Source organism: Microcoleus sp. LAD1_D3, from assembly GCF_036702135.1.
Taxonomy (GTDB): Bacteria; Cyanobacteriota; Cyanobacteriia; order Cyanobacteriales; family Microcoleaceae; genus Microcoleus.
Genome location: NZ_JAUBSB010000047.1, coordinates 14,451 through 36,597, shown reverse-complemented (window position 1 = coordinate 36,597; position 22,147 = coordinate 14,451). Strand labels below are relative to the sequence as shown.

General features: G+C 45.5%; 17 protein-coding genes. 11 read left to right on the top strand and 6 right to left on the bottom strand.

The genetic code is table 11. The features are described 5' to 3' along the window. Nucleotides 1-42: 42 nt before the first annotated feature. Nucleotides 43-2,361, bottom strand: coding sequence for a tetratricopeptide repeat protein (locus QUA74_RS22015; protein WP_333333481.1), 2,319 nt, complete (start codon nucleotides 2,359-2,361; stop codon nucleotides 43-45). Nucleotides 2,362-2,526: 165 nt separating this feature from the next. Here QUA74_RS22015 and QUA74_RS22010 point away from each other — a divergent pair, with 165 nt between their 5' ends. The 3 genes from QUA74_RS22010 (at nucleotide 2,527) to QUA74_RS22000 (ending at nucleotide 10,108) form a co-directional block, all read left to right on the top strand. Further along, on the top strand, nucleotides 2,527-5,073 hold the full coding sequence (locus QUA74_RS22010; RefSeq protein WP_333333479.1) for a glycosyltransferase: 2,547 nt from the start codon (nucleotides 2,527-2,529) through the stop codon (nucleotides 5,071-5,073). Between the two features lie 127 nt (nucleotides 5,074-5,200). After that, complete coding sequence (locus tag QUA74_RS22005; RefSeq protein WP_333333477.1) at nucleotides 5,201-8,707, top strand: glycosyltransferase; 3,507 nt, start codon at nucleotides 5,201-5,203, stop codon at nucleotides 8,705-8,707. Between the two features lie 72 nt (nucleotides 8,708-8,779). Beyond that, the gene (locus QUA74_RS22000; protein WP_333333475.1) at nucleotides 8,780-10,108 is read left to right on the top strand and encodes a GH39 family glycosyl hydrolase; all 1,329 of its coding nucleotides are present in this window, start codon (nucleotides 8,780-8,782) and stop codon (nucleotides 10,106-10,108) included. Nucleotides 10,109-10,203: 95 nt separating this feature from the next. On the opposite strand, the gene QUA74_RS21995 is transcribed toward QUA74_RS22000, so the two are convergent. Both QUA74_RS21995 and QUA74_RS21990 read right to left on the bottom strand, forming a co-directional pair. Beyond that, nucleotides 10,204-10,503, bottom strand: coding sequence for a contact-dependent growth inhibition system immunity protein (locus QUA74_RS21995; protein WP_333333473.1), 300 nt, complete (start codon nucleotides 10,501-10,503; stop codon nucleotides 10,204-10,206). Continuing rightward, entirely contained in the window at nucleotides 10,500-11,039 is a 540-nt protein-coding gene (locus tag QUA74_RS21990; protein ID WP_333333471.1) for an RNase A-like domain-containing protein, read from the bottom strand. The genes QUA74_RS21995 and QUA74_RS21990 overlap by 4 nt, the downstream gene beginning before the upstream one ends. A 318-nt stretch (nucleotides 11,040-11,357) precedes the next feature. Here QUA74_RS21990 and rfbF point away from each other — a divergent pair, with 318 nt between their 5' ends. From rfbF to QUA74_RS21965, 5 genes are all read left to right on the top strand, one after another. Continuing rightward, on the top strand, nucleotides 11,358-12,131 hold the full coding sequence (gene rfbF / locus QUA74_RS21985) for a glucose-1-phosphate cytidylyltransferase (protein WP_333333469.1): 774 nt from the start codon (nucleotides 11,358-11,360) through the stop codon (nucleotides 12,129-12,131). 181 nt (nucleotides 12,132-12,312) lie between these two features. After that, nucleotides 12,313-13,377, top strand: coding sequence for an acyl-CoA dehydrogenase family protein (locus QUA74_RS21980; RefSeq protein ID WP_333333467.1), 1,065 nt, complete (start codon nucleotides 12,313-12,315; stop codon nucleotides 13,375-13,377). A 170-nt stretch (nucleotides 13,378-13,547) separates the two neighbouring features. Next, nucleotides 13,548-14,279 carry a cyclase family protein gene (locus QUA74_RS21975; protein WP_333333465.1) on the top strand — a complete coding sequence of 244 codons (732 nt, stop codon included), beginning with the start codon at nucleotides 13,548-13,550 and terminating at the stop codon, nucleotides 14,277-14,279. Between the two features lie 47 nt (nucleotides 14,280-14,326). Then, nucleotides 14,327-15,073, top strand: a complete 747-nt coding sequence (locus QUA74_RS21970) for a DUF1995 family protein (protein WP_333333464.1) — start codon at nucleotides 14,327-14,329, stop codon at nucleotides 15,071-15,073. Between the two features lie 331 nt (nucleotides 15,074-15,404). After that, nucleotides 15,405-16,175, top strand: a complete 771-nt coding sequence (locus QUA74_RS21965) for a metallophosphoesterase family protein (RefSeq protein ID WP_333333462.1) — start codon at nucleotides 15,405-15,407, stop codon at nucleotides 16,173-16,175. Between the two features lie 201 nt (nucleotides 16,176-16,376). Here the strand turns inward: QUA74_RS21965 and QUA74_RS21960 are convergent, their stop codons facing one another. Continuing rightward, a complete protein-coding gene (locus QUA74_RS21960; protein ID WP_333333460.1) occupies nucleotides 16,377-17,228 on the bottom strand; it encodes a M48 family metallopeptidase in 852 nt (283 codons plus the stop codon). A gap of 378 nt (nucleotides 17,229-17,606) precedes the next feature. On the opposite strand from QUA74_RS21960, the gene QUA74_RS21955 reads away from it, so the two are divergent. Beyond that, entirely contained in the window at nucleotides 17,607-18,131 is a 525-nt protein-coding gene (locus QUA74_RS21955) for a DUF4330 domain-containing protein (protein ID WP_333042459.1), read from the top strand. 343 nt (nucleotides 18,132-18,474) lie between these two features. Here the strand turns inward: QUA74_RS21955 and QUA74_RS21950 are convergent, their stop codons facing one another. After that, complete coding sequence (locus tag QUA74_RS21950) at nucleotides 18,475-19,380, bottom strand: alpha/beta hydrolase (RefSeq protein WP_333333458.1); 906 nt, start codon at nucleotides 19,378-19,380, stop codon at nucleotides 18,475-18,477. Nucleotides 19,381-19,909: 529 nt separating this feature from the next. Between QUA74_RS21950 and QUA74_RS21945 the strand changes: the two genes are divergently transcribed. Continuing rightward, complete coding sequence (locus QUA74_RS21945; protein ID WP_333333456.1) at nucleotides 19,910-20,524, top strand: hypothetical protein; 615 nt, start codon at nucleotides 19,910-19,912, stop codon at nucleotides 20,522-20,524. On the opposite strand, the gene QUA74_RS21940 is transcribed toward QUA74_RS21945, so the two are convergent. Then, the gene (locus tag QUA74_RS21940) at nucleotides 20,492-21,445 is read right to left on the bottom strand and encodes a hypothetical protein (protein WP_333333454.1); all 954 of its coding nucleotides are present in this window, start codon (nucleotides 21,443-21,445) and stop codon (nucleotides 20,492-20,494) included. The genes QUA74_RS21945 and QUA74_RS21940 overlap by 33 nt on opposite strands. 301 nt (nucleotides 21,446-21,746) lie before the next feature. Between QUA74_RS21940 and QUA74_RS21935 the strand changes: the two genes are divergently transcribed. After that, nucleotides 21,747-21,962: a hypothetical protein gene (locus tag QUA74_RS21935; RefSeq protein WP_333333452.1), complete on the top strand. Its 216-nt coding sequence runs from the start codon at nucleotides 21,747-21,749 to the stop codon at nucleotides 21,960-21,962. Nucleotides 21,963-22,147: the final 185 nt, after the last annotated feature.

The following is a 22,147-nucleotide window of genomic DNA, read 5'->3' as shown; positions in this document are numbered from 1 at the left end:
TTTGTGCACAAGCAAGTCCTGTTATTGTTCGTTTACAAACCCTCAAATCCCCAGCAGCAGAGTCAGAACATTATTGTCCCAAGCCAATCCTTTGTCTAAAACTTTAAATCCCGCGACTTTGCACATAGCTTCTAAAGCAGTAGCTGTAGGCAGCCACCAGCACGCAGCAAAATTGTTCATGTCAAAAACTGCTTTTTCAGTTATCCCTATAAGTGGGTTATTGTTGATGTATAGCTGCCAATAAGCTGTTAAAATAGCTCGTTCTGCGTCATCCAAAGCGGGAATAAACATTACTCCCGAAGCTGGAATTTGATAGCGTCCCAACTCATTTTCTATCACTTCTTGGGTAATAGCGGAAGTGAAAACTAAATGCTCGCGAGTTATCTGACGCAAAGCCACTAAAATCTGCAACGGATGGGGGTGATGGTACAAAACTCCTGCACAGTGAACTACATCGTAAGGCTCGCCAATATCTGCAAGCTGAATCTGAGTGATATCTTGATTGATACAGTGATAATTAGCAATATTTAAACTTGTCATGCGATCGCGAAAATCTTGCCACCAGTGCATGGATGCCGGCATGGCATCAATCATTGTCAGAGAAACTGCACCGTATTTGCTAGCTACAGATACTTTTTCGCTGACAGTTCCCCACCAGCCACCGACATCTGCAAAAGTCTTGCCTTTGGCAACTCGGGCAATGTAGCGATCGCGAATATCCTTAGCTTCTAACTCTAATAATATACTCGATTCCTCTGTTTGACGCTGTTTTTCTAAAATCTCCTCTAATTTTTGGGATGTTTCGGGATCTTTTGGTCTAATCTCTAATACCATCAAGTACAACATGATCGCTTCGTTAAGCCGATCGCTCTCAGCAAACTTTTGGGCGATTTCGCAGTAAAATTCAGGAGCGTGCAGCGGCTGCATTTCGTGGTGATAGTAGCTAGTTGCTACATCTGAATCTACCGGAGTTCTTTTAATGAGAGCCTTACCTAACTTCATGTAAATTTCCGGTAGAGACGGCTCGATTTTAAGCGCACCAAGGTAGGCGGAAACAGCCTCATTCCATTCGTGACTTTCAATCAAAGCATCGCCTAAATTGTAATAAGACCAAGAAATACGGGGATTAAGTTCAATAGCACGTTGATAAGCTGTAGCGGCAGCTTTCCACTGTTGAGTTTTTAACAGCACTTCTCCTAAATTGTGGTAAGTCCAAGAGAATTCTGGATTGAGTGCGATAGCCCGCCGATAAGCGAATGTTGCTGGAGAAAATTTCTGAAGCTTAACTAAAGTCAAAGCTAAGTTATAATGAGACCAAAATAAATCTGAATGGAGTGCGATCGCCCGTTCGTATGCAGCCTCAGCTTCCGACCATTTTTCTAGTTTAACAAGAGCATCCCCTAACTGGTGAAAAGCTGAGGAAAAATTCGGATCTAATTCAGTAGCGCGCTGGTAAGCTGCGGCGGATTCTGACCATTGTTCTAATCGATCGCAAGCTGCACCAATGCTGTAGTAAGCTCCAGAAAAATTCGGATTTATTTCAACACTTGTGCGATAACATCTCGCGGCTTCTTGCCATTTTTCTAACTTGAGCATAACGCTGCCTAAGTTGTAGTATGACCAAAAAGAATTGGGATTTAACTCAATACTTTCCCGGTAGGCTGCCTCCGCTTCGCGCCAGAGTTCCTTGGCTTGCAAAACATTGCCTAATTGGTAATGAAACTCCGAAATATCCGGCTGGAGTTGAATAGCTTTGCGGTAGTGAACAATAGCTTCGTCCCACTGTTTCAGCTCGCTAGCAGCTTCGGCTATCTTACAATAAGCTTCGCAAAAGCTCGGGTTTAAAAAAATGGTGCGGTGGTAACAAACTAGCGCTTTTTTGAGCTTATTTTGGGCAAGCAATGTATTACCCAAATCAAGATATTCTTCCGCTCTTTCTATTGGTTCCACGATGAGTGCTTGATACCAACAGTCTGTCGCTTCCTCAGCTTGACCAACTTGGGTAAATATCCGGCTCAAATTACGGTAAAATCCTGCAAAGTCCGGTTGGATAGAGATAGCTTTTTGATAACAGCCGATCGCCTCTTGCCACTGTTCCAATGTAGCGCAAAGAGTGCCGAGGTTAGCAAAAGCTTCGGCAAAATCGGGTTGCAGGGCGATCGCAACTTTATACCAATACCTTGCGTCTTCTAGTTTACCCTGAGCTTGCAGCGCTTTCCCCAATGTCTTGCAAGTCTCTGCAGAATTGGGTTCAGATGCCAAAACTTGTTGGCAAAGTGCGATCGCCCGATCGAAGTTCCCTGTAGCCAAATAAATTTCTGCTTGCTGCTGGAAATTTACTTGCACTGTTTCTGAATTCATTTTTTATTTTCCTTTTGAGTAATCATTCCCTGTAAGATTATATGCTACAAATTGCCAAATTTCAAGTTTCTGTAAGTAGAGCTAGCGAGCTGAGAATAGTGCTGAATGTTCGCGACATTAATATAAACTAGACAATAATAGGTTAACAGCGAGCTAAATAATATAATGTCAACAGTCAATCGAACACCGCTAATCAGCGTAATTATACCAGCATATAATGGCGATCGCTACATCGTACAAGCGGTAGAAAGCGCCCTAGGTCAAACTTTTACTAATTTGGAGATTATAGTTGTAGACGACGGTTCGACAGATAACACGCAGCAAGTATTGCAGCCTTATCTTGACAGAATTCGCTACATTTATCATGAAAATCAAGGAGTAGGAGTTGCCCGAAATCTCGCTTGTCAGCTAGCGCAAGGCGAGTTTTTGGCATTTCTAGATGCCGATGACTATTTCCTACCATCCAAGCTAGAAAAACAACTAGCTTGTTTTGACGCTGACCCCGGATTAGACATGGTGCAAACAGGTTGGCTCCTAGTCGATGAAACCGGGCGAGAGATTTCTGCTGTCAAGCCTTGGCAGCAAGCGTCTAAATTAGATTTAGAAAGCTTTATTCTATATAAATGCGTGCGACCGAGTGCGATGATGCTGCGCCAAAAGTGGTGGGAAAAATTGGGCGGTTTCGATTCTCAGTTTCCACTAGCAGAAGATTTAGACTTTGCCTTGCGTTTAGCTTTAAAGGGGTGCAAAACAGTTTGGTTAGAAGAGACACTTACCTGTTATCGCCAGCACAATTCTAATCTCATGTCAAGCGGTTTTCGCGTAATGAAGAATATAGAAATTGTGATGAAAAAATTCTTCGCTCGACCCCATTTGCCTCTGTCAATCCGGCAGTTAAAAAACCCGGAACGCTATCAATGCTTAAAGTGGCTGGCATGGCGGATGTATCGCGACGGTCATCTAGCAGAGATGGCACAGTCTTTAGAAGAGTCATTGCAATATACGCCTTTCTCGCCCACAAAAACAGTTTTGAATTGGCTAGAAAGTTTTCAGATGGCTTCGGAAGAATATGGTGAAAATTTTGACGCTTATTCGCTGAGTAAGTTAGCAGAATGGCAAGAGATAATTCAGATGGTGATGACTAATCCACCCCAATCTCAACCGAGTTCTATTCCCACACCTTCAGAAGCGCAAGCGCACATTCTACTTTACAATACGGACGATCCGGGCGTGGGAGGATTAGCGCAGTACAATCATGCCATTCTTTGTCAGTTAGCCCTATTAGGCTATCGAGTCACCTGCGTGCAAACCAAACATTCTAGCCCCTTGCTTAAGCGAGAACGAGAGTTAGGTATAGAACACTTGTGGCTGGATTTTAGCGGGCATAAAGATTTACAGCGGGTGTTAAGAAATACTCAGGATGCACGAGAGCTTTTTGCTAGTAATCAACCGGATATGATTATTTTTAGCGATGGTTGGCCATTTTCCAATTTTGCTGCTAAACAGGTAGTTATTGAAATGGGAATACCATACATGATGGTGATCGGGTTAGTTATGCCAGAACACGCAACTTTTGCCTGCGGGGATGTAGTGCCTTATGTAGAAGGAGTGCTCTACCACTGCCTGCAAGCTAGAGCCTTGATTGTTGGGGCTTACGACCATTTGAATTTATTGTGCCAACATTTCAAGTTGCCAAAAGAGCGAGGACAAGTGATTTACTTGGGGCGTTCTCCTGAATATTTTGCACCTCCTAATGCTGCGGTTCGTCAACGCCTGCGACAAGAAATAGAAATTCCTGAAGATGCGATTGTCTGTTTCACATCTGCTCGATTGGCCTCGATTAAAGGGCATCGATATCAGATCGAAGCAATCAAGCAGTTGCAGCAGTCTCCTGTGTGGTCTAAACTGTATTTTGTGTGGGCAGGAACTGGTGAGGGAAGCGCTGACAATGTAGAAATAGAATTGAGGGAAACTATTAAAGAGTTAGGGGTGAGCGATCGCGTGAAGGCGATCGGACAGCGCTGGGATATCCTAGATTGGCTGGATGCTAGCGACATATTCATTTTGACTTCTCTGGCAGATGCAGCGCCTTCTCTGGCAGTCATGGAAGCGATGGCTAAGGGATTGCCGGTAGTTGCAACGGCTGTGGGCGGCATTCCTGAAGGGCTTGGCGATACTGGGAAATTGTTGCCCGATCCGACTACCGATCCAGAGGGAACCGCGAGGGAATTGGCGAAAACTGTAGAAGCTTGGGCGATGAATCCAGAATTACGGCATCACATCGGTCAAGCTTGCAAGCAGCGGGCGGAGCAAGTGTTTAAAGAGGAACGGATGTTGGCAGAGTCGATTGAGGCGATCGAAAAAGCTTTAGTTTGCGATGATCGCCAAACAGATCCATTTGTTACTCAAAACAAGGTGCAGAGGTCAATGGCGAAAATAGAAAGCTTGGTCAACTACAGCTCTTTAGTATGGAATGCTTGGCAGGCTTACTGTCAAGAAGATCTAAGCGGAATGCAGAAGTCGCTTCAAGAATCTTTGAAGTACACACCTTTTTTGACTACAGAAACGCTATTAAACTGGGTAGAATATTTTGGCACTTTTTCGTCAGCTAAAGGGCATAATTTAGATACATATTCTCTAATTAATTCAGTAGAATGGCAACAATTAGTCGAGGAAGTACAGGGGATTGAATCTGTATTTTCTGCACGCTAAAATACCAGATTTTTATTTTAAATTCGGATGGCTGTCAGCAGTAGAATTGCATCGGCCTTCTGCCTGACCTCCGTTACCTCCGTTTCAGAATCCGTTCCCGAACCCTTCCTTATCACCGATAAAATTCATGTCAATAGCAAATCCGACACCGCGAGTAAGTGTAATTATTCCAGCATATAATGGCGATCGCTACATCGTGCAAGCGGTAGAAAGCGTCATCAGCCAAACCTATAAAAACTGGGAAATTATCGTCGTAGACGACGGCTCAACCGACGACACCCGCCAAGCATTGCAGCCTTATTTTGACAAAATTCGCTATGTTTATCAGGAAAACCAAGGAGTAGCTGCCGCTAGAAACCGAGGAATTCAGGAATCCCAATGTGAATTAATTGCTTTTTTAGATCAAGATGACTTTTTCTTGTCCGATAAGTTAGCTGGACAAGTTGCGTTATTTAACGCTCAGCCATCACTAGGAATTGTTAATAGTGGCTGGCGAATGGTTAAAGAGCAAGGCGAAAGTATTTTCGATGTCACACCCTGGGAATACTTGCCTCAGCTAGACTTAAAAATCTGGATTGTTTATATGCCCCTACTTCCCAGCGCGATGATGTTTTCGCGGCAGTGGCTGGAACGAGTCGGTGGCTTTGATTCTCAGTATGATTCAGTAGATGATGCCGACTTAATCTTGCGTTTAGCACTATCTGGTTGCGAAGCTGCTTGGTTGCCTCAAGTGACAGTATGCTACCGCCAGCACGGGCAAAATGTGTCCATCCAGAGAGCGCTGAAACAGGCCAACCTTTGTATTAAATTAAAGCAAAATTTCTTCAGTAGAGCCGACTTGCCAGAGGACATCCGCCAATTAGAAAAGCAGGCTTTTTATGAAGCTCTGACATGGATGGCGTGGCAACTTTACTACAGCGGCTATCCGGCAGAAATGACGGAGTATTTGCAAAAATCTTTAGATTACACCTCGTCCTCACTGACGCTAACTATAATAGATTGGGTAAAGCGCCTTATGGGAATTTCTAACACCTACGGCTGCCCAATTGATGGCATGGCTCTCAGAAAAATACCCGAATGGAAACAGTTAATGGCTAGTATCATTCCTCCCAAAAAAGTGCGCGTCAGTGTCATCATCCCGGTTTACAACAGCGATAGCTACATTGTCAAATCCGTAGAGAGTGTTCTGGGCCAGACTTATCAAAACTGGGAAATTATCGTCGTAGACGACGGTTCTACTGACAACACTCGCCAAGTTTTATCACCTTACCTCGATTTAATTCAATACATCTATCAAGATAACCAAGGAGCAGCAATTGCTCGAAATAGTGCTTGCAAGTTAGCAAAAGGGGAATTTTTAGCTTTTCTAGATGCTGACGACTTCTTCTTACCAGAAAAACTAGAAAAACAAGTAGCTTGCTTTGACGCTGACCCCACCTTGGATTTGGTGCAAACAGGTTGGGTTATTGTTGACAAAAATGACGAAGGCATATATGGAGTAAAGCCTTGGGAAGAAGCACCAAAATTAGATTTAGAAGCCTTTGTTTTGTACAAATCAGTGCGTCCCAGCGCCATGATGCTGCGGCGAGAGTGGTGGGAACGCTTGGGCGGTTTCGATCATCGCTTGCCGCCAACCGAAGATTTAGATTTTGTGCTACGTTTAGCTTTAAAAGGCTGCAAGTCAGTTTGGTTAAAAGAGATATTAACCTGCTATCGTCAGCACGACAGCAATATCATGTCTAACGGCTCCAAATTAATGAAAAATACGGAAATTTTGATGGAGCAATTTTTCGCCCGGCCAGATTTGCCTCAGCACATCCGCGACTTGAAACGTGTGGAACGCTACAAGTGTTTAGTATGGATAGCATGGCGGATGTACCGCGACGGATATTTGCCAGAAATGGTCGAAAGTCTAGAAAAATCTCTGTATTACACTCATTTAACAGGCACTGAAACTGTTTTTAATTGGCTGGAGACTTTTAAGGGGGTTTCGGAACAGTACGGCTACAACTTTGATGCCTATGCCTTAACCAATTTACAGGAATGGCAAGACATAGTGGCGATCGCAGCGAACAATCCTTATCAGTTTCAATCGGCTCCCAGTTTGACTTCTCGGCAGCCAACAAAGCACGTACTCCTGTACACAGAAGACTCAGGAGTCGGCGGATTGGCTCAGTTTAACCACTCGCTGATGTGTAAATTAGCTGCCGATGGCTACCGAGTTACCAGCGTTCAAAGTCAAGCTTCTAATCCTTTAATTACCGAACAAAAACAGCTAGGTATCGAACATATTTGGCTAGAGTTCGACACAATGAAAGAATTTTTGCGAATAGCTTACAATTTGGAAGATGCTCAAAAGATTTACGCCCAGGCTCGACCGGATTTAATTATATTTAGTGACGGCTGGCCGATGGCTAACTTTGCCGCCAAACAAGTTGCGATCGAGCAAAATATACCGTACATAATCAGTCTGGGTTATATCAATCGCAATTATGAAACCTTCGATCGCGGGGATCAAATTCCCTATTTCGATGCAGTTGCCTACCAGTACATGGTAGCGAAAGCCGCCGTAGCAGTTTCCCACGAGAATTTAAACTTGTTCCAAAGTCTATTTAAAGCACGTCTAGAACGGGGGAAAGTAATCTATTACGGCAGGCCAAATAGTTATTTTGAGCCACCAAATCTTTCCACTCGCCAACGCCTGCGTCAAGAACAAGGAATCCCCGAAAATGCTGTCGTTTGTTTTACGGCGGCGAGATTGACTCCAATTAAAGGATATCAGTATCAATTGCAGGCGATCGCCCAATTAAAAAATCGTCCAATTTGGCCCAAAATTTACTTTGTTTGGGCAGGGCCGGGGTCTACTACTCACGACAATATGGAACCTGAATTAAGAGCAACTGTGAGCAAATTGGGAGTAGAAGAACAGGTTAAATTCTTAGGACAGCGCTGGGATATTGCCGATTGGCTCGACGCTAGCGATATCTTTATTTTATCTTCCCAAGCTGAGGGAATGCCGCTAGCAATTATGGAAGCAATGGCAAAAGGATTGCCCGTAATTGCCACAGCAGTCAGCGGGATTCCTGAAGAATTGGGAGATACGGGAAAATTGCTCCCCGATCCTACAATCGACCCAGAAGGAACAGTAAAAGAGTTGGTACAAACGGTGGAAATATGGGCAGAAAATCCCGAATCGCGCAGACTTGCAGGACAAGCGTGCAAAGCGCGAGCCCAAGAACTATTCAAAGAAGAACGCATGCTTCGGGAGTATGGAGAAATAATTGAACAGGCATTTGTAAGTGACGATGAGAGCGACAGTTTATCTATTAGTCCGAAACTCCAAAAGCAGGTACAGCAAGTGGATAGCTTGGTGAAATACTATTATTTAGTGTGGAAAGCTTGGGATGCTTACAATCGGGGAGATATGTCCGAGATGGCGAGTAATTTGCAATCTGCTTGGGCCTGCACGCCTTATTTTACCACAGAAACTATCTTTGATTGGGTGAAAAATTTTGGTATTTTTGCAGCAGAAAAAGGAGTTCCGTTCGATACCAACGAGCTGATCAACTCCCGCTCGTGGCAACAAGTGCTAGAATCAATACAGGGTTTTGAAGTGTTTTCATCTGTTCGTTAAAACTGAGTTCTTGCAGCATTCTTAGGAACGGGCAAGCGGCCAATTCCACAAAACATCAACCAAAGAAAAGATATGCAATTTACATTCAAGTTCCCACGTATTAATAAACTGCTGCCAATTGGTTTGGCTCTTGTCACTGTTCTGTTAATAGCCTATTTGGGACAGCCAAGAGCGATCGCCCAACTGCGATCAAACGTTACAGTAGATTTTGGACAGCCAGCCACCGATACAATTTCCATGAGTGGCATCCTGCACGGAATCGACACTGCAAAACCGCCGGATAGCTCGATCAAACCCTTGCAGCCCAAACTTTGGCGGGCAGGGAGACTCGATATTTACGATCGAGTAATCGCCACCGGAGCCGAGTTTCAGTTAGTAGTTAGCGACTTGTGGGGCTACGGTAGCAATCCCAATGGCTGGCCCTATCAAAACTACCCCGCATGGGAAGCCTTCATCCGACAGTTAGCCCAGCAAAATAAAGGCAAAAAAATTATTTGGGATGTATGGAATGAGCCCGATTTAAAACATCCGTTTTGGAATGGAAGCAGAGAACAATTCTTTGAAACCTACAAAAGAGCTTACAAAATTTTGCGAGAAGAATTGGGGCCGTCAGCAATGATTGGCGGGCCGAGCATTACCAAGTACAACAAAGAATATCTCGCCGCTTTTTTGGATTACTGCAAAGCGAACCAACTTGAAGTAAACTTCCTCTCATGGCACGAACTCAACGATACCATGATCTTATTTGTTGACGACCATGTAATTGATGCTAAACGTAATTTTCAGCAAAGTCCCTCTTACAAGGAACTGAAATTGCAAAAAATTTACGTCAACGAAATTGTTGGGAATTTAGCGCAGTACCAGCCGGGGGAAATCTTAGGTTATTTGTATAACTTAGAGTATGCAAAAGCTGACGGTGCTTGCAGAGCTTGTTGGGAGAGTAAAGGGCCAAATAAAGTTAGCAATTGCTTCAACAATACGCTGAGTGGGATGGTCACGCCTAATACTTTTGAGCCAAGAGCAGCTTGGTGGACTTACAAAGCTTATGCTGAGGGAGTTAATTCGCGGGTGCGGAGTTGGTCAAATAACAATCGCCTTGTCGCTTTAGCCAGCAAATCAAATTCTGAAGGAAAAGCACAGATACTTTTAGGTTATTTCGATCCCAATTTTTCCTCAGCAACAACGGTAACATTAAACCTCGGAAATTTGGAGCAGCTAGGTATTCAAAGAGGTCAGAAAATAACTCTAAAATTAGAAAAAATTCCCAACAATCAAGAAGGAGCAGTGCAAAAGCTTGTCACCGTTAAAGAAGAAAGTTTGTCGGTGGGTAGCGGCAGCTTGGCTTATGTTATCCCTAATTTCAACGTTCACGAAGGCTACTTAGTGACGGTTAGCAAGTGAGCTAGCCATCCTATTGAATGGTGAACAACTTGTAGGGACACGACCGTGCCGTGTCCTTACAAATATATAGCCGTTTTCTTACAAATATATAGATTTTAGCTGGGATTATTCAAAGATTTTTGCACCGATTCCAACCACTCTCGGACTGTTTGATTTTCGGATTGTGGGTCGTAGTAACACCCTAATTCATCAAGGATGAATGCTTCTAAATCGGCTGGGGCGATCGGCATTTCTAGCAGTTGGCTGATCTCTTGCGATGCAGCTTCAACACTTGCGGGCGGTTCGCTGCTGCGGTAGTTGTTCACTACATCGCTGGGAGTGTCAGCTTCTAACGGCCAGTCTTGGTGAAAGTAGGAACTGAAAAATTGGGTTAAATGAGGAAATTGATTGATCATTGGGGATAGGCTGTGAGAATAAAGTATCCGGGAGGTAATTTGGCGCTACGCTGGAGGACGATTCTCAGGCGAGATGTTGAACTTGCTTTGGATGCGCGGCGACGCATAGTAATGCCAATTATTCTGTTGGCGTTGTAGTCGATCGTATAACGATTGCCTCGACTTTTCACCCAGGAGTCGATCGCACTTTGATTTCTGTTCATTGCTTCTGCAATCGCTGCTTCGGCGACGGAACGGTCAGTAAAGGAAGATGCTGCAGAAATTCTCGTTTCGCTGGCGAGTCGCTGGGCTAGTTGTGCTTCTGTTTTACCAACGTGTCTCTCTAAAGTGTGTCCTCCTGCTGATTCGTGAAAATCTAATCCACCGCCCGGTATGTTCGGAACAAAAGCTAGGGTGGTTGGTGGTATAGTTGAGCCTTCCGGTGCAACAACCGTGGCGTAAACACCACATATTGGCGATTGGAATAATATAATTATTGAGGCGATCGCACACAGGATACCTAAAAACTTTTTTAGGCCATCGAGTTTATTTTTCATTGCTGTTGACTCTATTTCTTATCTTTAGTATAGGTATTTGCTGTTCTTTTGTCTATTTCTTAATCGACTCTTAGTAAGTTAGAAATTGCGCTGTATTCAAATATACTGTCCGCAGTACCCACCCTACTGTTAGTTAGAAATTGCGCGCAGCATTCAAATACACGGTGCGGTCGCGCGCACCCTACAATTATTTATAATAGTTCGTGATTTCTGTGGTTTACAAAGCTTCACTCAGTATGAGAAAAAGTTAATAATTCTTTGAAGAAATCACTGATGATTGATGATAAATTAATTGATCATCTTTAAAAAATGAAAAAAATGCAAGTAGTTATCCTAGCAGGTGGTCTCGGTACTCGTCTCAGAGAAGAAACAGAGTTTCGTCCCAAACCCTTAGTTGAGGTGGGGGGACATCCGATTATTTGGCACATCATGAAGATCTATGCCCACTTCGGTTTCCAAAACTTTATTGTGTGCTTGGGCTATCGCGGCAACATGATCAAAGAATATTTCCTAAATTATGAAGCCATGAACAATGACTTTACTATCTGTCTGGGGCGCCAAAATACCATCACTTATCACGAGGAACATCTCGAACAAGATTTTAATGTTACCCTGGCTGAAACTGGCGCGGCAAGCATGACAGGAGGGCGGGTAAAACGGATCGAAAAATATATCGATCGCGAGAATTTCATGGTGACATACGGCGATGGAGTAGCTGATGTCAATATTGACGCCTTGCTCGAATTTCACAAGTCTCACGGGAAGCTGGCAACTGTCACCACATTTCGTCCGATTTCTCGCTTTGGAATTTTGGATGTAGACAGCGATAGCCGCGTAGTTCAATTTTCTGAAAAACCTCAAGTTGACGGCTGGATCAGTGTTGGATATATGATATTTAACCGCCGGGTATTTGAGTATTTGGGGGGAGATGATTGTATTTTAGAACAAGAGCCGATGCAGCGTTTGGCCGCAGACGGACAGTTGATGGCTTACCGTCATGAGGGCTTCTTCTTTGCGATGGATACTTTTCGAGAGTACAAGTATTTAAACGAACTTTGGGACGAAGGAAAGGCTCCTTGGAAAGTGTGGTAATGAGTTAGTTGTTGCCTTCTCAACAAGCCTTTTTTGAACGGGCAAGATGCCCGTTCAAAAATAAAGTTACTCTTTGTGGAACAGGCATCTTGCCTGTTATTGAGAAGGGTACACAATGTGAGAAAATAAGTAGCGACACAGCACTGCCGTCCCTACCTCTGCTATAAAATAATTATAAAGAATGAATTTTCAAGATATTCTTAGCAGCACAGAAACTTACCTACAAAAGTGCGTTGCACCCCACGCAGAAATTATCGACAGCGACTCGGAAGCGCTGAAAACAGCAGTTGCTGGATTAGAAAATCGATCGCTCTTAGCGTTGCGAGTTCCCCAAAAATGGGGCGGCGCTGAAATTGCACCGGAGATTTTTTACCAATATCAGGAATTGACGGCTCGATATTCCGGCGCTTTGTCTTTCCTACAAACTCAGCACCACAGCGCAACTGCTATGCTTGCCAACAGCGACAATGAAATGCTAAAAAGCAGATACTTGCCCGCGATCGCCCAAAAAGAGTTACGCTTGGGTATTGGGTTTTCGCATTTGAGGCGATCGGGCGATCCGGCCGTCACCGCAACTCCCACAAAAGCGGGGTATTTATTGTCAGGCAAAGTTCCTTGGGTAACAGGTTTTCGCTTGTTTCAAAAGTTTATTGTAGCGGCGGTACTTCCTGACGAACGCGCTGTTTTCGGTTTAGTGCCTTGTGCCAATATTGAACGAGAATCGGGTAAAATAGCTTTTAGCGAAATCATGCAGTTAATCGCGATGAACTCGACTAATACTGTGACAGCCACTCTCGATAAGTGGTTGCTGCATGAATCGGAAATAATTTCAGTTAAACCTGTCGGCTGGATTTCGGAAAACGACAGCAAAAATATACTGAATTTTGTTCCGGCTACTTTTGGCTGTATTCGAGCGGGATTGGATGTAATTGCAGCAGCGGCGACTGCTAAGAATTCACCTTTTATAACGGCGGCTTGCCAAAAACTAGAGCAAAAGCTCGATCGGCTAAAACAGAATTTCCCACAATCTCAACATAGCTCGAAAGCAGAACAATTAGCGCTGCGAGCTCAAGCCATTGATTTAGCGGTGCGTTGCGGGCACGCTGCGGTTGCAGTTTCTAGCGGTGCTGCTAACGGTGCGCTACACCCAGCCGGGAGAATTTATCGAGAAGCTTTGGTGTATACTGTTTCCGGGCAAACAAAAGATGTGATGGAAGCAACCCTCGATCGACTACTCGAATTTTAGATTTTAGATTTTAGATTGAGAGCGCAGATGGTCAAAAAATCAACCATGTTTAATAAAAAATAAATCTAGTTTACCTAATGATATCAAATCGCTTCGGCTCCGAATCATCCCTCTCTTCTCTAACTCTGCGCCCTCTGCGGTTAAATACTTCAAAAACAATCGCCAACGATATGACAAACCAATTAAACTTAAATAATCTCAAAACGATCGCCTACAGCCAAATTGTTGACTTAACCCATTCAATCCACCCAAATATTCCCATCTGGCCCGGAGATCCAGCCACAGAAATTGCAACAGTAGCTCAAATAGAAACAGACGGGTATTTCCTGCGAAAATTCTCAATGGGAGAACACAGCGGCACTCACATCAACGCACCCAACAGCTTTTATGCAGCAGGCGCCAGCATTGATAGTTATGGCCCGCAGTCGCTAGTTTCCCCTGCAATTGCGATCGACATCCGAGAGCAAAGTCTTGCCAATCCCGACTACACTTTAACCATTGATGATATATTGACTTGGGAAGGACAGCACAAACTTATAGAACCGGGAAATCTAGTTTTATTGTATACTGGCTGGCAAGAAAAATGGGATGACGAGGAAGCATTTTTTAACCGAGATGATCGCGGAATTTGCCACTTTCCCGGATTTGGCAAAGCAGCAACTCAATTTTTGCTAGAAGAACGCTCTATCGCCGGAATTGGAACCGACACCCACGGAGTAGATACCGGGCGAGATGAAAGTTTTGCGGTTAACAAATTGGTATTAGAAAAGCAGCGAATAGTCCTGGAAAATCTAGCAAATCTCGACTTGTTACCTGCGATTAACATCACTTTAGTAATCGGAATATTGCATCTTTTGGGAGGTTCCGGCTCGCCTGTGTCAGTGTTAGCTTTTGTTGCTTGATGCGGTAAAATTAGATTGAAAAAAGTCAAGTAAAAACCATCAGATTAATGACACAACTGCCCAAAGATCTCAACCAGGCGATCGCCCAATCCCGCATGGCAACCGCCGCCGCCCTCTCGGACGGCCAAACTCTACTGCAAGTCGAATTAGTATTTCCAGAAATCGCCCTGCAAGCACAGTCTATCACCGAACAATTTCTCCCAGAATTTGAGGAAATCTACCCCGGAGTAAAAGTCTTTTTTCCAGACACCGGTGCGGCCGCCCTCGCGCGCCGTGACTGGGGAGAAACACCGTTTAAAGTCACTGATTTGGGCAGCAGTCGCACGGCTGTTGAAGAGAAAATAGCACCGGAAGACGAACTGTTCCTGCTAGTGAACCCGGCGGCTGTAGAAGTGGCCCAAGTCGAAAAACTTTACATAGCTGCGGCCGGTCGCCCAGTAATTCTACTCAATCCGCGCCTGGAAGATGTTGCCACCATAGGTATAGGCTATGCGGGCCGCCAATTGCGCGATCGATTCCTCAGCAAAATCGAATCCTGCTACTACGTCAGACCGCTAGACTCTGCGGCTTTATTCCGCTGCTACCCCCAATCCTGGCAAGTCTGGCTGGAAACAAACAACGAATACCAACTAATTTCTGAAACCCCCCAAAAACCAGTCGGAGACGATTTAGAGCGGATTTTAGCCGCTTCTCTCCCAAGCCCAGATCCTGACTCCACCGCACCTGGAAAACCCGTAAAAAAGAAAGGTTTTTTGGCAGAGCTCCAGACATTCCTCAAAGCTTTGACTCAGTGACAATAGTTAAGGCTCGATCGTATTTTAGGGTGCGTCAGCTAGGATGATTTTCGACTTAATCCATCCGCTAATCCCTGACGCACCCGGCTCACCGTGAAATAACTCAAAACTTTGCCTCAGTAACAGCAGTTGCAGAAGCACAATTAACAGCTTGCCTGTGTTTGTATCAGTAGCTACGCAAACAGATATTGGCGAGCTTTACACGACATTTATACAAAGCAGTATAATGGGTGACACCCCTCCACCGTAAAAGAGGGGAGGCAAATAGCAGCAAAATCAAATGCTATAAGCTAGAGATGGGGGTTTTGAGTCAGGGAAGCGGATAAACACAATGGAGCACCGGCGCATTGTTATCGGGGACGTACACGGGCATTACGACGGGTTAATGACCCTGCTAGAGGCACTTGCCCCCGGCTTGGACGATCGCGTCTATTTTTTGGGAGACTTAATCGATCGTGGTCCCAAAAGCGCTCAGGTATTAGATTTTGTCCAGCAAAGCCCCTACCAAACTCTGCTGGGCAACCACGAACAACTCATGCTGGAGGCTTTGTCGGCGGTGCCGATGGATATGCGAGCGTGGCAATGTTGGCTTTACAGCGGCGGCGATGCGACAGTAGCGAGCTACAGAGATACAGGGATGATGCCGTACAAACACTTAGAGTGGCTGCAATCGCTCCCCACGTACCGGGACTTAGGGGACATCTGGCTGGTTCACGCCGGCGTACACCCCCATATGCCAATTGACAAGCAGTCGAGGGAACAACTCTGTTGGATTCGCAAGGAATTTCACACCATATCGAAACCCTATTTTCCCAATAAATTAATTATCACCGGTCACACGATCACCTTTACCTTTCATGGGGTCAGGCCCGGCGAATTAGTCAGGGGCGAAGGGTGGTTGGATATTGACACGGGTGCTTATCATCCCAAAAGCGGCTGGCTGACAGGACTTGACCTCAGCTACCGCAGAGTTTATCAAGTAAATGTATTTAACAATCAAGTCCGAATTTTGCCGTTTGACGAAGTTGTCAGGCAATTGAAGCCGCAGCCGATTGCACCCTCGGAATTTGCGATCGACCCTGTTGTTCCACAGCAGTGTTAAATCAATTTGTAGTTGTAGGGTGCGTCAGTTTAAGTTTGAGCGATTAAATCCAAATTGACCCGATCGCTGACGCACCCTACGAACTAGATTGATTTTTTAAGGAACCGCGAAGACGCGTTAGCGAAGTGGCGCGTTAGCGCTAGATCGCGAAGTAAGAAAAGAGAAGATAGCACAAGAGAGCGCCTGACGGATTTAAAATTGCTATGATCCCAAAAGCCTGCGGATTTCTAGCCTGTAATCCTCATTATCCAAACCTTCACCACTAGCAAGATCCGGATCTATAGCCTGCGAGATAGCAGCAATGCGATCGCCAGTAGCCGGGTGAGTGCTCAAAATGCTCGGAGGAGAAGGCTTGTTGAGCAACTTTTTCATAAAATCAACCATCCCAGATTGAGCGTAGCCCGCTCGCCCCATAGTTTGCAATCCCAACTGATCCGCCTCATACTCAGCTTGGCGGCTGTGAGGGCGACGCAAAGCCAGTTCCACCCCAATCTGAACCGCCTGAGATCGATCGAGACCAGTCGCCGAAGCTACACCTGAAGCTATGGCCATTTGACGCATTTGTTGAATCGCGTGGCGAGCATTAATGTGAGCGATTTCGTGGGCGATCACACTTGCCAATTCTGCCTCATTGTCCGCCGCTGCCATCAAACCTTTATTCACATAAACAAAACCGCCCATAGTTGCAAAAGCATTAATCGCGTCGTCGTCAATCACTTGAAAAGTATAAGGAATATTAGGGCGAGTGCTTTCTTGAGCGAGTCGTTGACCGATACGGTTGATATATTCTGTAGTGTCCCGATCGCGGTCAATCTTAAACTGGCTGTTCGTTAACTGCTGATTAATTTGTCGGCCAATAGTCACCTCTTGCCGATCGGACATATTCGACAATTGAATAACTTGAATGCCTCGAAAAATCAGTTCAGGCAAAGAAAATGCTTGAGTCGGTTCCGGGGAAACCACCCAGATACCCGCAGCCACAATCAGGGACAGAAACAGATAAATCCCCCGGCCACAAGTACGCCGGCAAGTCAACCAAAAACTTTTTAACATGAGTGATAGGTGCCAGAAGTTAGATAAAATTGTAGGAAAAACTCGAAAAGTCACTAAATAGGCAGACGTAATTTGAGGCTGCTTAGTTGCTATTCTAGCTTTTTGTCAATTTTTAACCGCCCCACCAGCTTCTGGGCGATCGGCAACTAGGCAACCAACCGCCCTCAACTGCCTTCTGCCTTATGCTTTAAGTGCCCAAGTCATGCGGATTTTGGGCGATCGTTGTGGTAATATCTTTTAGCTTCAGGACTTACACATCAATAAAGTATGTCATTGCCAGCGGTAGCTCAGCAATAGCAGCATCTGTTTTTCATCGATGTCTGCGTAAGTCCTGAGCTTGTAAACATACTCCTGTCGCTATCAGTATAATAGGCGATTATGAAAATTTTGGATTCTCAAGGCCGACTGTTCGGCAAACTCAGCATTCTAGACGTAGCTGCCGCTCTGATCGTACTGCTAGTTGCAGTCGGAATCTTCTTCTTTCCCGGCACTTCTGGCGGTTCCGTCGCCCAAGTCGGCACCAGTGTCAAACCTGTAGAGATTGATGCAATTGCGATCGGTCTCAAAGGAACAAACGTTCAAGATTTGTTCAAACCAGGTGATAAAATCAATGTGGTGATCCGCAATCAACCCTCCGGTCAGATTACCATCAAATCTGTCAAAACTCTCACCAGAACCCTAGCAGTTCCTCAGCCCAACGGCACTCTGAAAGCTCTCCCCGATCCCAGAGAAGAAGAAGCCTTCAGCAAAAATATGATGTTTACCTTAGAGGGAAAAGGTCAACTTACTGAAAATGGGCCGGTTTTAGGTAATACGAAAGTCAAAATTGGCACTACGTTAGAGCTTGAAGGCAACAAGTACATTTTCAACGCCAGCGTTATCGACGTGCGAGTCAAAGAATAATTAGTAGTCAGTTGTCAGTTGACAGTTGACAGTTGTCAGTGGTCATTGGTGTCAAATTCAGACTAAAATTCATGATAAATCTCGCTTCTAGCAGAGTCTAGATACCCCCTAGCCCCTTAAGAAAGGGGGGGACAAGAGTATTGTCAAAGTCAACCCCTACTCCCCTTATTAAGGGGGATTTAGGGGGATCTAGACTTGGATATAAACGAGAGATACAGAGGTCTTTAGGATTAAGTTGACATCTATGGGTAGTGGGGAATTAATCTTCCTTCTTCCCTCGAACCTGGAACCTCTATCCGTGACATCCGTTGGCATCCGTTAAAAAATTCGTTGCCGAACTTCTTCACCCTTCCGAAAGCAATTTTAAGTATTGCCGAATTAAGCCAATCGTGACAGCGGGAATTTCTAACTGCGGAGTCAAACCTACGTTTTCCAGAGGTTGAAAAACTTTGATTGCTTCGGGGTTGAGGTTGGCCAACCGCTGGCCGATATCGGGTCCGGTAAACTGCGATTTTTCTCCCCAAATAATCGCTGTCGGTGTTGTTAGCTGAGTAATGTACAGCGACAAATCAAAGCACAAATCTCCCCGCACAAAAGACAGGGCGGCATATTCTGCATTTGGTTCCAAAGCAGATGCGAGGTAAGCATCAACAATTTCTTGGTAAACGCGGCGGGAATCGGCAAATTGGCGCTGTTCTAGGAAGCTACGGATGCCGCCGTCTGTGGCGATTCCGGTACTGTATAGCAAGCGATCTAAAATCGGCGTACCCACTAGCTTAGCGAAGAAACTGGTGCCGTAATCTTGTCCGAAGTCCGACAAACCGCTGGGTATGGTCAAAATCAGGGATTTGAAGAGATCCGGCCGCGCGATCGCAGCTCGAATCGCGATCGCCCCTGTTAGCGAAGAAGCAATCACCTCTGTCGGACTGCCGCAAGTTTTTTCGAGAAATTCGATCAACGTTGTGATATAATCTTCCACCTGATAATTTCTTGCCGGATGTTCCGATCGCCCCCAACCGATTAAATCAGGTGCTAAAATTCGATATTCTGCCGCAAAAGCCGGATAAACTTTCGACCATTCGTAGGCACTCGACCCGCCGCCAAAACCGTGAAAAAATACTAAGTTTGGTTTACTTTCCGAAGTTGAGGTCGGCAACCCCATCCAAGGCATTTTTTCAGCAGTGTAGTAGACCATTCTGCCGAGAGAAGTAACTATTGATCGCTGACCGAAGCCGAGGGGTACAAGCATAAACTAACCTCAATCGCTGTTATATTTTAGATTCTTTTCCGTCGCCCCGTCTTTGTTTAAAAAACTTGCAAAGCTGGTGGCGTTTTTGTAAAGATTGAGTAATGATTTAAATCTATTTTAGTACAGGTTAAGCGTGAAACTACAGACAGCAAGTAAGTTTTGCGATTTGGGCAATTCGGCTGTGTAGTTATTCTTACCCTTGCAAACTACCGCCGATCGGAGATAATAGCAAAATGATGGGTAAGACCCCTCACCAAAATAGAGTCTGTTCGCCAACCCCGAAAGCAGGCGCTCGGAAAGCAGGATTATTAGAACTCGCTTTCAGGCAGGCGGCAGGTTGGCCGACGCTCGCCAATCACGAATCATTAATCACGATATTTTGCGGAGCAGTGGCTTTTGAGGTCGAAAGTCTTTGTTGGAGGGCGGGCGATGGGGTTTCGATTCCTAATTGCAGGTTTGGCAATCACGAGCACCGCCGTTATCAATTCCCAAACACAAGAAACAACTAATCTCAGGGAGGTCTACTAAAATGCAACTGCTCAGGAAACGGGATCGCGAGGGTTTTATGGTTGATGCGAAAAGTCTTCAATCTGACGGGTTTGCAGAATTTGATACAGCCTGTCGAAGCATGGATTTAAACGGCAAAAAGTCTTTTGTTGCCATTCCAGAACGCTCAGGCGCAGCGTCTGAGGTGCGATCGCGCGCCACGGTACCGGCGATCGTCCGCGTAGCTTTAGAAGACTTGAAATGCTTTGAAGTAGTAGAACACCAGTTTGCACATTGGGGGGTGACTTTTAGCAATGCCGTCGCCATCCAACCTTCAAACCCAGCATTTTTCACGGGTTCTGGGGCAACAGTGTTAATGGGGGCCCCCAAAAGCGGACTGATAGAAGTAACTTTTAAGTATCCAGTTCGCTGGGTGTCAGGACTTGTCACCAGTTCGCGACGAACTGTTTTATCTGCTTGTGACATTGACGGCAACCCAATTGTTCAGGATGAAATGCCGGCGCCCAATCTGGTCGGGTCTAATTCTCCCATCGCCCCTAAGGCTCCCCTGCGCGTAAAAGCTCCGAATATTCATAAAATTACTTTTTACGCTTTTGACGGTCAGCTAATAGTCGATGACTTGATGTTGGGATTTTAAAGCCATACCATAAGTAGCATCCCAAGTCTGCAAACCTTCGAGAAGGGCATTGCGGACTAAAGCTTCTGGTTCCCGACTCAGCATCAGGCGAAAGCACTCGGCAGCGCGGGAACGGGCGATCCTCTTCGAGGGCTCCGCTAACGAACTTTTGACAGAGCTCACAGGGCCAAACCCACCCTGATTCACCAAATCGGTCATTTGCCGCACAGCAATCAAACGCTTCACGGGGTCAGCATCAGTCAAATCCGCCAAGATGCGATCGAGCGCCACTTCATCTTTTGCTGCCCCCAGACTCAACCCTTGGCGCAACAACAGCCCTGCAATCGCGATCATGCCCAAATTCTGCAAAATCACGCTCAAAGCCATCCAGTGGCTTTCGGAGTCCGCCCAAATCGCCAAACTCATGTAAGCGCCCAAGGTAGCAATGCCACCCGTACCCACCGCTAAAACAAATCGGCGGTTCGGGCCCTGCCAAAATTGCTCGCCTTTCGATCGCAGCAATTGCCAGTCCCACGACTGCCCTCGGTAAACCAGCATCATCGCTGCTATCCCCAGGCCTGTGGAAAACAGTAACTCACTGTTCCACAACCCCCAAACTCCTGCCAGGGTGACAACTGCCAGCCAACCTTTTGCTCTAGTCAAACGCTCTAGCAGCCACTTGAGAAGAGCAGTAGAATACACAGGCGATCGGGCCCCCTCGCTCTTGCCATCTACCCTCCGGCGTCTTGTTTTGCCAGTTCGGCTTGTGGCTGCTGGGGTTCCCGGCGGGCGATCGTCCGAACTAAATTCCCTCAAAGCTTGGCCCTGAGTCATTTCTAAGGACAATTCGCTCAAGGGGAGCGATTCGAGTTGCAAAGTGCGATCGGGTACTTTCACAGGCGATCGATTCAGCTTGGTGGTAGTTTTTCTAACTTGATTCATACTGACTTTTTTGAAAAATAACTTAAAGTTATCCAGGCGTTTTTAGCACTGATTTAGATTCTCGGTAAACAAGAGTCGTAGACTCTATGATACCGGAAATTTAAACCCCTGGCGAGTACCGCAACGGCGCCGAATTCCGAGAAATCATTACCAAAAATATGGCTATTGAAGATTTTTGAGAAAAGCACCACAGGTTAACAACAAATATTTTTGCATCACTCTTGAGACAGAAGGTCGATCGAAGTTAAGCTGATGGCAAAAAACCGAAATTTTTTAATTTCAGAAAATAGGGGAATTTTAAGTGATTCAATTCATCCGCCAAGAAATGCACGACGAAAATTTAGCCTTTTGCCGGCTGGCTGGGAATGTCGCTGCTACCCCGGTGTCAGATGAGGCTGGGTTCAGCTTGACCGCTAGCTGGACGAACCGCAGCCTCTTGGCTGGCCCAGAATCCAGACAGTCTTGGCGGATGATTAATAGCAGGAGCATTCCTAAACTGCTAAGATTTTTGAATTAATGGGAGTTGAGTTAATTAAACCGGGTTCTGCTAAAAAGGAGTCCCGGATGCTCATGGGCAGGGGTTCGATGGCGGGAGCATCTCAAGTCGGGTAAATTAACCGTCATTCTTGTAGAGGCGCGTTCACGCCCGATCGGCAATATCAGCCAGATATCGGCGTCAAACTGCCCCGCCACCTAGCATAT